General features: G+C 30.4%; 16 protein-coding genes. All 16 read right to left on the bottom strand.

Features of this window, described 5'->3' with window-relative positions:
- Window positions 1-42: 42 nt before the first annotated feature.
- Window positions 43-894, bottom strand: coding sequence for a dTDP-4-dehydrorhamnose reductase (gene rfbD, locus QNH24_RS03485; protein WP_283870768.1), 852 nt, complete (start codon window positions 892-894; stop codon window positions 43-45).
- A complete protein-coding gene (gene rfbB / locus QNH24_RS03480; RefSeq protein WP_283870767.1) occupies window positions 894-1904 on the bottom strand; it encodes a dTDP-glucose 4,6-dehydratase in 1011 nt (336 codons plus the stop codon). Before rfbB ends, rfbD begins: the two co-directional genes overlap by 1 nt.
- 5 nt (window positions 1905-1909) lie before the next feature.
- Window positions 1910-2473 (bottom strand): dTDP-4-dehydrorhamnose 3,5-epimerase, encoded by a 564-nt coding sequence (gene rfbC, locus QNH24_RS03475; RefSeq protein WP_283870766.1) that lies wholly within the window; start codon window positions 2471-2473, stop codon window positions 1910-1912.
- A 13-nt stretch (window positions 2474-2486) separates the two neighbouring features.
- Window positions 2487-3359 carry a glucose-1-phosphate thymidylyltransferase RfbA gene (rfbA, locus tag QNH24_RS03470; RefSeq protein ID WP_283870765.1) on the bottom strand — a complete coding sequence of 291 codons (873 nt, stop codon included), beginning with the start codon at window positions 3357-3359 and terminating at the stop codon, window positions 2487-2489.
- Window positions 3360-3376: 17 nt separating this feature from the next.
- Window positions 3377-3718, bottom strand: coding sequence for a DMT family transporter (locus QNH24_RS03465; protein WP_283870764.1), 342 nt, complete (start codon window positions 3716-3718; stop codon window positions 3377-3379).
- A 4-nt stretch (window positions 3719-3722) separates the two neighbouring features.
- Window positions 3723-4088, bottom strand: a complete 366-nt coding sequence (locus QNH24_RS03460) for a DUF2304 domain-containing protein (RefSeq protein WP_283870763.1) — start codon at window positions 4086-4088, stop codon at window positions 3723-3725.
- A gap of 7 nt (window positions 4089-4095) precedes the next feature.
- Window positions 4096-4800, bottom strand: a complete 705-nt coding sequence (locus QNH24_RS03455; protein WP_283870762.1) for a glycosyltransferase family 2 protein — start codon at window positions 4798-4800, stop codon at window positions 4096-4098.
- Between the two features lie 208 nt (window positions 4801-5008).
- Window positions 5009-6802 (bottom strand): ArnT family glycosyltransferase, encoded by a 1794-nt coding sequence (locus tag QNH24_RS03450; RefSeq protein ID WP_283870761.1) that lies wholly within the window; start codon window positions 6800-6802, stop codon window positions 5009-5011.
- 40 nt (window positions 6803-6842) lie between these two features.
- The gene (locus QNH24_RS03445) at window positions 6843-7940 is read right to left on the bottom strand and encodes a hypothetical protein (protein ID WP_283870760.1); all 1098 of its coding nucleotides are present in this window, start codon (window positions 7938-7940) and stop codon (window positions 6843-6845) included.
- A gap of 12 nt (window positions 7941-7952) precedes the next feature.
- Complete coding sequence (locus QNH24_RS03440; protein WP_283870759.1) at window positions 7953-8792, bottom strand: glycosyltransferase family A protein; 840 nt, start codon at window positions 8790-8792, stop codon at window positions 7953-7955.
- Window positions 8793-8811: 19 nt separating this feature from the next.
- Window positions 8812-10239, bottom strand: a complete 1428-nt coding sequence (locus tag QNH24_RS03435; RefSeq protein WP_283870758.1) for a hypothetical protein — start codon at window positions 10237-10239, stop codon at window positions 8812-8814.
- A gap of 14 nt (window positions 10240-10253) precedes the next feature.
- A complete protein-coding gene (locus QNH24_RS03430) occupies window positions 10254-11156 on the bottom strand; it encodes a class I SAM-dependent methyltransferase (RefSeq protein WP_283870757.1) in 903 nt (300 codons plus the stop codon).
- Window positions 11157-11170: 14 nt separating this feature from the next.
- Window positions 11171-12442, bottom strand: a complete 1272-nt coding sequence (locus tag QNH24_RS03425; protein ID WP_283870756.1) for an ABC transporter ATP-binding protein — start codon at window positions 12440-12442, stop codon at window positions 11171-11173.
- A complete protein-coding gene (locus QNH24_RS03420; protein ID WP_283870755.1) occupies window positions 12432-13244 on the bottom strand; it encodes an ABC transporter permease in 813 nt (270 codons plus the stop codon). Before QNH24_RS03420 ends, QNH24_RS03425 begins: the two co-directional genes overlap by 11 nt.
- A 96-nt stretch (window positions 13245-13340) precedes the next feature.
- Entirely contained in the window at window positions 13341-14870 is a 1530-nt protein-coding gene (locus tag QNH24_RS03415) for an O-antigen ligase family protein (RefSeq protein ID WP_283870754.1), read from the bottom strand.
- The gene (locus tag QNH24_RS03410) at window positions 14863-15447 is read right to left on the bottom strand and encodes a tetratricopeptide repeat protein (protein WP_283872726.1); all 585 of its coding nucleotides are present in this window, start codon (window positions 15445-15447) and stop codon (window positions 14863-14865) included. The genes QNH24_RS03415 and QNH24_RS03410 overlap by 8 nt, the downstream gene beginning before the upstream one ends.
- Between the last annotated feature and the right edge of the window lie 268 nt (window positions 15448-15715).

The raw sequence follows: 15715 nt of genomic DNA, 5'->3' as shown, positions 1-15715 counted from the left end.
ATAATACATTTTAATTATAGCTTTATAAATAAAAATAACAATCTAAAGGAGATTGTTATTTTTGTTTATATATTCACCTAAAGCTTCCTTCCAATTTCTCCTAGGAATAAAGCCATTAATCCGGATTGATAAATCACCTAAGACAGAATAAGCAGGACGCTTTGCAGGCCTTGGAAATTGATCCGATGTTAATGCATTAACTTTTATATCTTTATTAGCTAATTTAAATATTTCTTGAGCAAATTCGAACCAAGAGCATGTTCCACTATTTGTACAATGGTAGATACCGTATTTTTCAGTTTGTACTAACTCAATTAAAAACTCTGCTAAGTCGACTGTATAAGTAGGAGACCCGACTTGGTCATGAACAACACCCAGTTCGGATTTTTCCTTAGCTAATTTTAGCATGGTCTTCACAAAGTTAGGTCCATACTCTCCATAAACCCATGCTGTACGTACAATAAAGTATTTTGTGTTGAGCGTTTGTGTTAAAAATTCACCGGCATACTTTGATTGTCCATACACTCCTAAAGGAGCTACATTCATATATTCATTGTAAGGTGAAGTTGCTTGTCCATTGAAAACATAGTCAGTACTAATATAACAAATTTTCGCTCCAACCGTTTCTGCTGCTACAGTTAAATTCCGCTGTCCCACAGCATTTACTTGAAAAGCTAATTCTTCATTCGTTTCTGCTCCATCAACATTTGTATAGGCAGCAGCATTAATAATAATATCTGGTCTGATATCATTACATACAGTAAGCACACTCTCTGTATCCGTGATATCTAACTCAGTTTTAGTAAATGCAAATAAATCATGCGAGCTATTTGATAATTGTTTAACAAGCTCCTGACCTAGTTGTCCATTAGCACCTGTTACCATAACCTTCATTACAATTTACCACCATACTGTTGTTGATAGTAGTTTTGATAATCTCCTGAAATGATATTTTCCCACCAGGATTGATTATCTAGATACCATTGCACAGTTTCTTTTAAGCCTGTTTCAAATGTATATTTTGGCTCCCAGCCTAACTCTTTTTGAAGCTTCGTTGGATCAATTGCATAACGACGATCATGACCTAAACGATCCTCTACATATTGGATTAAGGATTCTGGCTTATCTAGCTGCTTTAAGATTTCTTTAACAACCTCTAAGTTCGTTTTTTCATTATGTCCACCAACGTTATAAACTTCACCATCAATGCCTTTATGTAAAACCAAATCAATCGCACTACAATGATCTGTTACATGTAGCCAGTCGCGAACGTTTTTACCATCACCATACACAGGAAGTTTTTTATCGTTTAATGCATTAATAATCATTAAAGGGATCAATTTTTCTGGGAAATGAAATGGTCCATAGTTATTGGAGCATCGTGTAATATTTACTGGTAAACCAAATGTTTCGTGATATGCAAGTACAAGCATATCTGCTCCAGCCTTACTTGCACTGTATGGACTATTTGGAGCTAGTGGCGTTTGTTCAGTAAAGTAGCCTTCCTCTCCTAATGAGCCATAAACTTCATCTGTAGATACTTGTAAGTACTTTTTGATGTTATATTTTTTAGCTGCATCTAATAATACTTGAGTTCCTTGAATATTTGTTTGCACAAAGATTCCAGGGTCTGTAATACTTCGGTCAACATGTGATTCTGCTGCAAAGTTAATCACAGCGTCTACACTATCACCAATTAGCTGATCCATCGTCTCTGCATCTGTTATATCAGCCTTGACAAATTGATAATTTGGCCTGCCTTCAGATGGCTTTAAATTCTCTAAATTACCTGCATATGTTAAAGCATCAACATTAACAATCATATATTCAGGATATTTATCAACCATGTAGTTTACAAAGTTACTACCAATAAAACCTGCTCCACCTGTTACTAGAATTTTCATACTTATCATTCCTTACCTTTATAAATAAATTGGCTTTCTAAATCCTTTAGATTAAGGTGCTTGGTATCTTTATCAGATAAAATTGGATTTGACGTAGGCCAGTCTATATTTAAATTTGGATCATTCCAAGCAATTCCACGATCATGCTCAGGGGAATAATAATTATCTACCTTATAAAGAAACTCAGTATTCTCAACTAATGTACAATAACCATGTGCAAAACCTTGAGGTACCAGTAATTGTCTTTTATTATCCTCGCTCAAAATAAACCCTTCCCACTGTCCGTAGGTGGGGGAACCTTCACGAATATCAAGAATTACATCATATACAGCACCTTTTGTTACCCTTACTAGCTTCGTTTGAGCAAAAGGTTCTAGCTGATAATGTAATCCCCTTAACACACCACTCTCTTTTGATAATGCATGATTATCTTGTATGAAATTAAAAGAAAAACCTTGTTCATCCAATATTTTAGCATTATAAGTTTCCATAAAAAAACCACGATGATCCCCAAAAACTTTGGGTTCCAAAATATAGGCATCTTTTAGTTTTGTTTTAATAAAATTCACTTTATAGGACCCCTTATAACTTTTTATTTGCGAGTGAAATTAAATATTGACCATAACCATTTTTCTTTAACGGCTCTGCTAGCTCTAGCAATTGATCTCTCGTAATATACCCTTTTCGGAAGGCAATTTCCTCTAAACATGCAACCTTTAAGCTTTGACGCTTTTCAATTGTTTCGATAAATGATGAAGCTTCTAGTAACGATTCATGTGTCCCTGTATCTAACCAAGCAAAGCCTCGACCTAGCAACTCTACATGAAGATTTCCTGCTTCTAAATAGGCTTTATTAACATCCGTAATTTCAAGTTCTCCACGTGCTGATGGCTTAATAGATTTTGCTACCTCTATAACACTATTATCATAGAAATATAAACCTGTTACAGCATATGTCGATTTCGGATTTACTGGCTTTTCTTCTATAGAAATAGCCTTTCCATTTTCATCAAACTCTACTACACCAAAACGTTCTGGATCATTTACATTGTAGCCAAAAACAGTAGCCCCCTCTTCTCTAGAGGCTGCTCGTTCTAACATAGATGTAAATTTGTGCCCATAGAAAATATTATCTCCTAAAATAAGTGCTACAGAGTCATCCCCAATAAATTCCTCACCTATAATGAAGGCCTGTGCTAGGCCATCTGGTGATGGTTGTACTGCATATTCCAAACGAATTCCTAAATCCTGTCCATTACCTAATAATTGCTCAAAACGTGGCGTATCCTCCGGTGTTGAGATAATAAGGATTTCCTTAATTCCTGCTAGCATTAATACTGATAACGGATAGTAAATCATTGGTTTATCATATACCGGTAATAATTGTTTAGATACAGATTTAGTTAAGGGATACAGACGAGTTCCACTACCCCCTGCTAAAATAATACCTTTCATAATAAAAAATCCTCCTTTTATTTCGCAACTAAGTATACGCCAAATAGAATAACAGCTACCCCTACCCATCTTGTAATAGGAATAGCCTCCTTAAATACCAGTAACGCAACAAACAATGCGATAATATATGCTACACTTTGTAATGGATAGATTAAACTGAGGGGAAGTTTCGATAACAAATACAGCCAAATAGCAGTAGCTATGACATATAAAACCCCTCCACCAATTATCCATGGCGATAAAATAACATTAATGATCGTTTTGAATCCAGAAATCTCTATTTTTCCCGCACCTATTTTCCACATAGTTTGTCCAATTACCAGAAGCAAAATATTAATAATAAATAAAATAATATTCATCTAATCATTCTTTCTCTAACATCTTTCTCAATGATTCAAATTCATATTTTAAAATTCCAAGTTCTTGAGAAAGGGTTTTAATTTTATTTGAAGCTCTAGATAATGCAATAGTTAAGCTAAAAATAATTATCAATACTAAAAGAATGGCTAACATAAATAATGCATTACTTGGTATCTCAATACTTAACAATTCTGCTGTTTTATATAAAATACTAGGAAAAATCACAAGGCATAAGGACACTACTGCCAATAATAACCAAAGTAATGCATATTTCAAATCTAATTTGTATCGTGTTATCATTCTTATTAATTGAAAAGTAGCTAGTAAAATAAATATTAATAATATTAACTGTAACTTTACTGATATCATATCTCACCTAAAACGATTCTTTTCTTATTTTATCAAACACTATAGCTAATGATACTTTAATCATGTAATAAATTGACCTATGAAAGTTTATAGAGGATTTTCCACCTTCCCTTTCATTCATAATGACTGGTATCTCAGAAACCCTGAATCCCTTTCTTTTTATATACATAATCGATTCTGGTTCAGGATAATCTTTTGGGTAATTTATTGAGAATAATTTTATAATTTCTTTACTACAAGCTCTGTATCCAGAAGTCGGGTCTGTGATCTTCAAGCCAGTAAGTATATTTATTAGATATTTTAAGTAACGGATCCCCAGTCTTCTCATACCTGATGATTGGAATCCACTTTGATTAATATATCTTGATCCTATAACAATATCCGCATTACCTTGAATAATTGGTTCTATTAAGCTTTCAATAAATTCTGGATTATGTTGTCCATCCCCATCAACTTGTATTGCGAAATCATAATCATGTAACGCTGCAAACTTATAGCCAGTTTGCACCGCTCCTCCTATACCTAAATTACAAGGGAGATTAACAACATCAACGCCCATTTCTTTGCAAATAAGGGATGTTTCGTCAGTTGAGTGATCATTTATTACAAGAATATCCACAGTATTTTTGTATTTTACTTCATGGACTTTTTGAATCAGTTTCCTAATGTTTTCTTCTTCATTAAATGCAGGAATAATAATTAATATATTCATAAATATTTCTCCCATACTAATATTACTTAACCTATTTTGTTTGAAAATTGTAATTATTTATTGATTTCTAACTTTAATAATTAAAGATTCAAATTTATCTTAAATATAATTATTCTCAATTCCTAAACTAATGAAAAAATTAAAATCATTTATACATGCATTGATTTTTTAATAGAGTTATTAAGATACCTCTGAGATTAGGAGGTCTTTAAATATCTCCACCATATTTTGATATAATAATTTCATTAAAAGTAAATGTTCCTCCTCTAAAATTAATTGGAACGATCATTAAATCACTAACATCTCCTTCTACTAAAATAGTTTGTTCTTTTTCAAACAAATTTGTTGGAAATCTATATACTTTACTTTCCGAAAAATCCAAATCAGAATTTGTTTTCCAATATACAGTCATGTAATCGTAAATATACCCACCTTTTGATTTTATTTCTATTTTGCTTATATGGTTTTCCATTATAGGTATATTATTCACTCTTATTAAAGTAGGGTCACTAACTATATTTTTAAACTTATTTTTTTGATTGATTTCTTCAACATTTTCAATAGTTACATTCGAAGACTCCAAGTCATATTTTTCTATGAAATTTTTATTCATGCTTTCAATGTCCTCAACGTCAATATTAGCATATTTTTTTAATCTAAAATTCGTCATTTCTTTTTCTATAGAAAAGGAAAAAGAATAAACACTGAAGAATAATATTAGAGAAAAAACTAAAGAAAATATAAAATAAGATCGTCGAAATAATATATCGATTTTATTATTATGGTCTGTTTCTAGGCTTTTAATTAACATCCTTGATTTATCTCTTTTGTCATTAATAAATTGCATTAAATAACCAAAAAGAACAAACACAATAGCTAATGACGGCCATACATATCTAGGTAATCCGTGATATGGTAGATTCATTATTGTGAAAAGTAATGGGATTGTAGATAAGAAGAGTATTTCTTTTTTACATCTCAAAATAATTATTGGTAATAAGATTACAGTTGGAACTATAATAACTAAATGTATAATTAAAAAAGGTCTTAACCCTTGAAATGGATGTACAAGATATTCGTCCCAAACATCTGCCCACATATATTGAAAGAATCCAAAAATTCTCCATTTATAAAATAAAATACTATCAAGTCTAATTGAAGAGTTCAAAAGTTCTGTTAAGGTTTGATTATCAACTTCGAAAATTCCTATAAAGTATGGTAAGGAACCCCAGACTTTAGGGTTATCTCCAGCATCTGAGAATAAAATAAATTTTTCGAATTGACTATAATTTCTTATCCACCAGGGTAATTGTACTAGTACAAAAATAGAAATTACTATTATTACTTTATTTAAGAGTTTTCTTATATCCTTCCACTGGTAAATAAACAAGAATAGTATACTCATTATTAATAATGGAAAAGCATGAGCTCTAACAAATACCGCAAAAGAAATTAAAAGTGTGGAAAATATTAGATTTCTAACTTTTTCATTTTTTAAATAACTAACAAAATAATAGGTATGTCCAAGTAATAATAGTGTGAATAAATGCTCTGTCAAAATTTTTGCAGTATTAAAATTAAAGCCTGGGTATAATGTTGCTAACATCAAAACAATTATTATATATGGATATCTTAAACCTACTAACTTTGCAATTTTAAAAATGAAGAACAAAGATAACATACTAATTAATAAATTTGCTAATCGTACTATTTCTTGATTATCCCCAAAAATTTTGTAGATTAAAGCTATAAATAATGGATATCCTGGTTGAATAGAAGATGAAGGTTCAGCGATTTTTTCACCTCTATTAATTGCCCCATCTCTATCACTAGTTAATGTTCCATATTCCACCAAATTTGCACCTGCATTAAAATAAACATTTTCATCATTAAAAAGTACTAATTCAGTATCAAAATAATAAATTTTTAAAAAAAGTGCTATAAAAAATATAGTTACAATTAAAAAATTATTTAAATTATAAAATTTGCTTTTTCCATTCAAATTGTTATCTCCCTAAAAACCTAAATTAATAATTTCAATATTACTTTCTTAATTTACTTAAAACCTTACTTGCAAGAATCTTAAAGCCTTCTTCTTTGTATATATTAAATGCCTTAAAAATATAGTTTCTAACATTTGAATTGTCATTACTCGCTAAATGTTTTTTAAAATATAAATTAGAATATTTAAATGGATTATCACAATTAAACATTACATCATAATTTTTTCTATATTTGATTCTCAAGCTATCATCTATCTTTTCTCCGCTCTCATAATAATCATATGACCATTTTGTTTTTGATACACTGTCAAAATTATTCGCATCATGTAAAGCAGAGTATTCCGCATATAACTTTTTAAAAGGATGCTCTCCTTCTGGAAGCCAATCTTGCATACACTTTTGAGCAGTTCTTCCATATCCTGAGAAATGTATAAACCTTAAAGAATCACCTTTAATTAATATCTGTCCATTTTCTTCAGTCATTCCACAATCAAGTAAAGACCATGGTGCAAAATCATATCCTCTGTGTTTAAAAATCTCTACATCAAAGAAACAGGGAGCTAAATCTATCCATTTCTGATCTGTAAAAATTCCATTTTCTTTGTCATCATAGCAAAATAGATATAATCTATCAGCCCACCAATTAATAAATTTTCTAGCCTCTTCAAAAGATTTGTTGACAGCCAAAAAGCCTAAATTATACACACCGTGTGCAGTACTGGAAAGTTCCATATCTATATTTCCTGGCTGTAATAAATGTGGACATAAAACAATTGGACGAGATTTTAAAACTTCTTTTAATTCTATGAAATCTGAATATACATAAATATCAGGATCTAAGTATACAAAATTATCCTCTGATTCATATTTTTTAAAAAGATAATTAAAAAAATTCCCTTTTACGGATGTTGATGCCTCTACTATGGAATGTTTATAAATAAATTGTTCAAAATTGCCTTCCCATGAATCCTTCGCTAATACTACATCGTCAAAATACTCATATTGAGCAAGTTGTGTGTACTCTTTTTCTAATAAACAAACAATAAACTTTGCATCTGGAATATTGTCTTTTACAGATTTAGCTAATGTTCTGGTTTTGTGTAAATAGTTTGCACAAATTGAAGTGAAAATTATCATAGCCTATACCTCTTACCTTATTAATATTTTTTTGATAAACCTTTTAACTTTCCCCATACGTTTGACTTTGTTAAGTATTGGACCCAGGTCAGTTAGCTTTTTATTAATATATATTTGCTCTATTAAAGCGTCCCTCAGTACCATTGCATATTCATTACTATATCTTTGATAAAATTCGGAATGATTCAAATATAGGGTTTTATATGTTTCTTTAACTATTCTAGGATCATCGCTAAACTTTGTAGTTCTAGATATTTTTTTTATTCTATAATAAAAATAAACTTCTTTTAATTGAACTACTTTTCTTTCTAACTCTAGGATTGATAGCCAAAAATCATAGTCCTCCATACCATGTACTAAATTCTCATTAAATCCGCCAATAATTTCCCAATCTTTTTTCCTGAACATTGATGTAACAAATATGATATTATCTAGTAGCATCTTTTCGAATGAGTACTCAGGTAAATCCCATCGCCCTGTTTGTTCACCAAATAACTCCGCATAGCAATATACGATTCCAACATTATCATTTTGTTTTAACTGCTTAACACATTCTTCTATGTATAAAGAATGAATTAGATCATCTGCATCAACTGGTAAAATATAACTACCAGTAGATTTGCTTATACCAAAATTTCTAGCTGCCGATGGACCTATATTAGATGTTTTAAAAACCTTTATTTTTGGATGCGATAGATTATTTAATATATTATTGGTTAATTCATCTGTCGATCCATCATTTATAATAATTAATTCAACTTCTTCATATGTTTGGTTTAATACAGAATCTATACTTTCTTTTATATATTCACCATCATTGAAACATGGCATGATTACACTTACTTTACACATCCAATCCTCTCCATAGCTATCATATTTTCACTAACTTCATTCTTTTTAATATTTTCCAAACCTTTGAAGTAATAATTTTTTCTATTGTTTCTACCTTTTCTTGGATTACTCTGTTCGATTCTTCTAACTTTACATTTAATGCATTAATTTCTTGAGAAAGGTTAATTGTTTCTAAGCTTAATTGCTCTTTTTTCTGTACAAGGTTCAGTATTTCATCTTCTAATACCTCATTCTTATTTATCAAATCTTTTATTTCATTATTTTTAACATTAAAGGCCATACTTAAACTATTTTCTATGCTCTTACTATAGGATAATTCAATTTTTAGTTTCTTTTGGGTGATATTATTTAATAAAGGATGTTTTAACAAAATTTGCGGGTCACCTGAACTACTGATTACATTTCCCTTTTGAGTTTCTTTATTTTCTATAATTACACAATCTATTGTCGATATTACTAAATCAAATATATTTAATTCTTTTTCTCCTATAATCACAGAGCCATATAAATCTATATCACTGACAAATGTAGTAGGATCAATTCTTAAAAGATTTATAGGGGATTCAGGTAAGTCTATCTCAATAAATTGTTTTTGATTTTCTGTTGTTAAGTTAATTTTAGTCGAAAGATCCTCGCTGAATATTTCATTTGATGACCAAAACAATTGTAAGTAACCATTTATCTCTTGTTCAAAGATATGAATATCATTAGAATTCTTATAGCTAGAAATGTTTTTTAAGTAATTCGAATACATCTGAGTGTTATGTCCAATAAAAGATGTAAAATTTTGTTCCATCTTGTCAAAGCTAATTAGTAAATTCTTTGTTATCCCCATCTCTACAAATAAATCCTGTATAGCTTCTAAAAATGTACGAGGTAATTGATACTTTGAAATAAAGCTACTAATACTGCGATACAAAATAAAATCTAATGGTATTGGAAAATCAAAAACCCACTCATAATCAATTATTGTTATTTCATTGTTACTATTTATAATGAGATTATCAAAATTAGAATCAATATTAGACACACTTAAAGACTTACTGCCAACGAAGCTATGATCAGTCCCAAAAATCCTTTCGAATGGTTCTGTCACGATAAATTCAATTAGCTCATCTTTCTCTAACATTGTTTTAAACCATATAATTTTATCTTTAAAGCTTTTTATATCTTCTTCGTTAACATGCTTAATTAGTTTTTCATCTAAGCTTTCTCCAACAATAAAAGGAAATTCTATTACATTGCCTTTTAATATTGGGACTGCTAAATTCATAGCTGAATTTTTTAATAGCTCATAGTTTTTGTAAATATTATAAATATGATTTTCTCCATATTTTGTATAAGGTTCCTTTATAACAGAAACAATGCCATTTTCTTCGTAAATAACAGTCTTAATTTGATATTCTTTTTTCCGATTTACACTATACCGAACACTGTAAACATTCACATTATTAGCTCCTCTCATTCACATACAAACAAAAAAGAGTTGGCAAAAAAACTAAACTCATTGTTCGAAACAATGGAATCGAAAACTTTACTTTCATTAAACAATTCGATTCTATGTTGATCAAAGTTGTGAATCAGTCCTCTAAGCTCTCCTACTTTAGGTAATCTATTATCTGAAAAAATTTGAAAAGGTAATTTATAATCTGGCATTGGATAATAATTATCTATTTTTTTAAATCCTACATCCTTCAATATTTCAGTCAATTCATTTTTAGAAAAAGTACGTACCCTATCGTTTTCAAAATAATTCTCTAAAGACTCAAAAAGCTGCCCCGTATGGTCTTCTCTAGCCCCTGCCCAATACTTTAATCCAAATCTATTTTCAATTGCTATAAATAATTTTCCATTTTCTTTTAATAAACTTTTCACATATAAAAGGAATTCATGGAAAGGTTTATCAGAGTCTGTAAATGAGGGTGCATACTCTAGCACACCAATTAATGTAATATAATCAAATTTAGAATCAAATTTTATTTTCTTAAAATCTCCTACTATGATTTCAACATTCTCAAAATCCTTATTTCGATTGGCATTAATCAAAGAACGTCTTTTTGACAATTCTACACATGTTACTTGAGTGACTTTTTCAGCTAAAATACCTGTAATTGCTCCACAGCCAGCTCCTATCTCTAAAACTTTGCTGTGTTTTTCAAATGGATACCAGTCTATAATATTTCCTCGTTGTTTAGATAAGTGGTATAAAATAGGCCATCTATTATCTAGTTCAATTATTTCATCATAATCCGAGTTTTCACTTACAATTTTAAGAAGCTCATCTTCTATATCTCCATCACTATATAAATCAGTGCCACTATAATATTTTAGATTTAGACTTAAATTACCAATCTTCTCAATCATAAGTTCACCTATTCTTATTTCATATTTATTTTTATATCTGCTTCTAAATCATAATATCCAACAGTATTTTTAGTTGATACTACTTGAAAAGCAATAATATCATAAAGCCTATGATATACAACAAACTCTCCTCTTTCAAATCCAGTACAGCCCAAAGCCAATAAATAGTTTGCTCCTTGTAAATTCATTTTAAACTTAAATTCTATTTCTACAGTTTGTTCTGACAAAACATCTCCTGTGGCTATATTTTCAACCATTGTATTAGTCCCTGTGATTTCTGTTCCTTTTAAGTCTTTTATTGTGAATGCAAGAATAGGAGATTGAATAGATTTTACAAACTTAACTTTCATTTTTATTGAACATATACTACCTTTTGTAACAGTTGTTATCAATTCATTATTTTCATTAAAAATTCCGAAGTCAAGAATTTCCGCACTCCCATTGCCATATTCAAGAGCTTCACTGTTAATTTGATAAATTGTTTTCCATTGTGTATCAAAACTTTTAAGAGCAACCTTATTTTCAAGAGATTCTTGTGGTTTATGTAAATTAACAACTACCTTTTTATAAACATCAACCGCTTCTTTAGCAGGGTATATTCCTAATGATTGACCTTGATTTAAAACAAGAACATTATCACAATACTTTATTACACTTCCTAAATCATGTGTAACCAACAATATAGTTTTACCTTGTTTTCTAAATTCATCTATTTTTTTGTAACATTTCATTTGAAATATCATATCACCAACAGCTAATGCTTCATCCACAATTAAAATATCTGCATCTACATTAATAGCTACAGCAAAAGCTAATCGAACGTACATACCACTTGAATACGTTTTAACAGGTTGATCAATAAATTCTCCTATATCTGCAAATCTCTCAATCTCAGCAAATCTTGTATTCATTTCTTCCTCTGAGACACCTAAAATCGAACCATTTAAATACACATTTTCCCTTCCAGTATATTCTGGATTGAAACCACTTCCTAATTCTAATAATGCAGCAACCCGACCGTTAATTTTAATTTCACCTTCAGTAGGCGTTAATGTGTTAGCTAACATTTGAAGTAATGTACTTTTACCAGAACCATTTTGACCTACAATACCGAATGTTTGTCCTTGCTCCACTTCAAAACTAATATCATTTAAAGCACTAAATTCTCGATAATACATTTTCTTTCCAAAAGTTAAAGATTGTTTCAATCGATCTATAGGTTTTTCATATATTTGATATTTTTTTGATAGCTTTTTTACACTAATTGAAATATTACTAGAGGACATCAGCAAAACCCTTCCTTGTCTTTTTAAACCAAATATACCCTAACACAGCAAAAAGCCCACCTATAACTATTCCCATAATTAACAAATGCCAATGTGGTAAATCCCCCCAAATAATTGCACTTCTCATGTCTTCTACTACATAGGTCATTGGGTTTAATGAATATACAAATTGAAATTCTTCTGGAATTGAAGACCTTGGATAGAATATAGGACTCATAAACATTAATGCTGGTAAAACTATGGAAACAATTTGACCAACATCTCTAATATATACACCTAAAGAAGCTAAAAACCATGCTAATCCTAAAGAAATTAAAAGTAACGGCAAAATAATAATTGGAAATAACAATGCAGTCCAATAAAAGGTACCGGTTAATATGAGCATTGCTAGTAAAAGAATTATATAACTAATTAGAGCTTGAAATAGCGCTGATCCTAAAGCAACAATAGGTAATATTTCAAGAGGAAACACTACTTTTTTCACATAATTACTATTAAATAAAATTAAGCTTGGAGCTCTTGAAACAACTTCAGAAAATACATTAAAAACAAATAAACCTGTAAATAATAGCAGGGCAAACTCTACTTTATTAGTTTCGCCCGTTGTGCCCCATCTCGCCTGAAATATGACACTAAACACAAAAGTATATATTGTTAGCATCATTAACGGTGTTATAAAAGACCAAACTATCCCTAAGTAAGACCCTTTGTACCGATTTGATATTTCTCTTTTTGTAAATTGATGTATTAAAGATTTTTGAGCAAATAAATATTTTATTTCTCTTATCATTGATTTGATCATTTAAAATACTCCTTAATAAACTGCCTGGTTATAAAGAAACACTAGCTAAATTAATAATAGGGGAAAGTAATAATTCCCCTATACCTCTACATCTAATTAATTTAATATTGTTTCTTCCTTACTGTTTATCATTATTACACCCATAATAACCATCATCGACGCTGCTGTCCCTGGCAATGTATCGTTGAATACTGCTTGAAGTAAAAAAGCTAATACTGCTAAAGCCAAAATTACTAACTTATTTCTTCCATTAATAATCACTTTTAAACTATTCAAAACTATAAATACAACGATTGCTAAAAAGGCTATAAACCCTATAATTCCAGTCCCATATAAAACCCCAATATACATATTATGAGGCTTATCCACAATTACTGTTTCGGTTTCAAGATTCGCTCTCGCATCTTTATTATAATGTGGGAAATTATAGATTAAAGTATCGAGGCCATAACCTAGGATTGGTCTCTCTTTGACTAAATCCATAATATATGTCCAAATATAAACACGTCCTGATCCTGCCCCTACACCTGAAGGAGCAACCTCTGGAAGCTCGAAGCTGTTATCTGATGCATAAGCTTTTTCCAAGTCGAAAAAATTTTTATTTAAAACAGTTGCTTCTTCTTTATATGGGTTACTAGAAATAAAGAAACCGAATGTTTCATCCCAAACCTTGGCGTTTTCTCCTGCTAATATATGAATTCCTGCAACAGAAATAGCACAAAATGCTACTATTTGAATAAAAGCAATTACCTTCTTTTCATTTTTAAGGGCAATCCATAAAATGAAAATCATCATTGCTACGATTGTTAAAAATCCACTTGTAGATAATGACATAAACACTATAAAAACTGCAATTGTCGCCATAACAAAACTAAAGATTTTATCAAATACCTTTTTATCAGTTAAGCTTTTAGCTAGAAACATGATGACTATAACTGCAAACATACCACTCATATAGTTCCCATGGTTTAATGTTCCTAATAATACAGAACCTTCACTTAAAGATGCTCCTTCAGGTAAAAACGCTGTAAACAGCTTTTGTGCCCAACTTTTTTGAAGTAAATCTTTCCCATAAAAATTTAATGTAATAATAACAAAGTTAATTAAAACAAACGGAACAGTAGCGTAAATAATATATTGAATAGCCTTCTTAGGATACTCAATATTCATCGCAATAAAGAATAACGCTAAATAACATAGCCAGCTAATTGCACCGTCAGTACGGTTGTATTGACCATGTAATGCAATAGAAATGTTTGGTGAAAAAATTGTTGATAACACAATTGCTACAGCAAATGCTCCTATTGCATAATTTAGTTTTGTTTTTCGAATTTCACCGTTCATAAATAAAATTTTGGCCAAGAACATGATGCCTGCTAATACTGTTACAACTAATACAGCTAACGCTTTATAGTGCGTAAAAAGGTCACCCTTTGTCCCACCCGTTAATGCACCTACATTAGTTATCATTGGTGATTGAACCTCAACTACGCTCGCCATAACGATTAAAGGTACAAATCCGATGACAATAAGAAGTAGCCCAAAAATCCATTTGTCTACAGATTTTTGTGATTGTATATCTTCTTCAGTATCACGATAGGCGACTTTTTCGTAGAACTTACTCATTTTTAGTACCTTCCTTTAATGAATTTTCAATATGGGTTAGCAATGTTGCTACCTGCTCTTGATAATTAGGGATGTCTTCTGGTGCCCAAGCAGATTCTTGACAGCGTAAGAGAACAGTTTTAGCATCCTCAAATCTCTCTGCACCTGCAAATATTTCTCCTAATTGAATCATAAATGTTGGATCTTCCACCTTATATGGATTTAAGTCTAGCGTCTTTTGCATATGAATTGCTGACTGCTTCATATCGCCGTTTTGTGCAAAAATTAAAGCTGCTGCATAATTTGCCATCTCTGAATTGGGCTCTTTTTTCAGAACTTTTTTAATGGCGTCTGCTGATCCAGCTATGTCACCTGTCGATTGTAGCTGAATAGCTTGCGTATATAAAGCTTCATTTATTTTAAATTTGTCATCTTGCTTACTGGCCATCACATTTGCCACAATTAGACCAATTACAACAAATGCCACCAAGCCCGATAATATATATTTTCTAATTGGTTCAGTAAATGTCATTGTAACTCTACCCTTCTCACACTTTGTCATTTTTTCGCATAAGGTTATTATACTATAAAATAGCATCCACATGTAGGGTAGACTACCAGTTAATAATAGATATTGTTACTTTTAAGAGAATTTATTTGAAATTAAGTGTACTTAATAAAAAAATTGCTTTATCCTTTTTTGTAATAAAATTATTAATTCTGAATGGAAGTCGCAGCTTAAATAGTAAGAATTATGAATCGTAATAAACTATTAATGATATAAGTCGGTTATACCTCGTTGTTTTATAAATACCAGCAAATTCAATCGAATATTCACTAACTAAAAGGTTCTAATCACTCTATCC

Origin of the sequence: Lysinibacillus pakistanensis, assembly GCF_030123245.1 — a bacterium.
In the GTDB taxonomy this organism is placed as follows: domain Bacteria; phylum Bacillota; class Bacilli; order Bacillales_A; family Planococcaceae; genus Lysinibacillus; species Lysinibacillus pakistanensis.
This window is presented reverse-complemented; position numbering and strand designations above follow the sequence as displayed.

What these genes read in the sequence shown, in the direction of transcription:
- rfbD (WP_283870768.1), bottom strand. Translation starts at nt 894, where the DNA reads ATGAAGGTTATGGTAACAGGTGCTAATGGACAACTAGGTCAGGAGCTT.
- rfbB (WP_283870767.1), bottom strand. Translation starts at nt 1,904, where the DNA reads ATGAAAATTCTAGTAACAGGTGGAGCAGGTTTTATTGGTAGTAACTTT.
- rfbA (WP_283870765.1), bottom strand. Translation starts at nt 3,359, where the DNA reads ATGAAAGGTATTATTTTAGCAGGGGGTAGTGGAACTCGTCTGTATCCC.
- QNH24_RS03465 (WP_283870764.1), bottom strand. Translation starts at nt 3,718, where the DNA reads ATGAATATTATTTTATTTATTATTAATATTTTGCTTCTGGTAATTGGA.
- QNH24_RS03460 (WP_283870763.1), bottom strand. Translation starts at nt 4,088, where the DNA reads ATGATATCAGTAAAGTTACAGTTAATATTATTAATATTTATTTTACTA.
- QNH24_RS03455 (WP_283870762.1), bottom strand. Translation starts at nt 4,800, where the DNA reads ATGAATATATTAATTATTATTCCTGCATTTAATGAAGAAGAAAACATT.
- QNH24_RS03445 (WP_283870760.1), bottom strand. Translation starts at nt 7,940, where the DNA reads ATGATAATTTTCACTTCAATTTGTGCAAACTATTTACACAAAACCAGA.
- QNH24_RS03440 (WP_283870759.1), bottom strand. Translation starts at nt 8,792, where the DNA reads ATGTGTAAAGTAAGTGTAATCATGCCATGTTTCAATGATGGTGAATAT.
- QNH24_RS03430 (WP_283870757.1), bottom strand. Translation starts at nt 11,156, where the DNA reads ATGATTGAGAAGATTGGTAATTTAAGTCTAAATCTAAAATATTATAGT.
- QNH24_RS03425 (WP_283870756.1), bottom strand. Translation starts at nt 12,442, where the DNA reads ATGTCCTCTAGTAATATTTCAATTAGTGTAAAAAAGCTATCAAAAAAA.
- QNH24_RS03420 (WP_283870755.1), bottom strand. Translation starts at nt 13,244, where the DNA reads ATGATCAAATCAATGATAAGAGAAATAAAATATTTATTTGCTCAAAAA.
- QNH24_RS03415 (WP_283870754.1), bottom strand. Translation starts at nt 14,870, where the DNA reads ATGAGTAAGTTCTACGAAAAAGTCGCCTATCGTGATACTGAAGAAGAT.
- QNH24_RS03410 (WP_283872726.1), bottom strand. Translation starts at nt 15,447, where the DNA reads ATGCTATTTTATAGTATAATAACCTTATGCGAAAAAATGACAAAGTGT.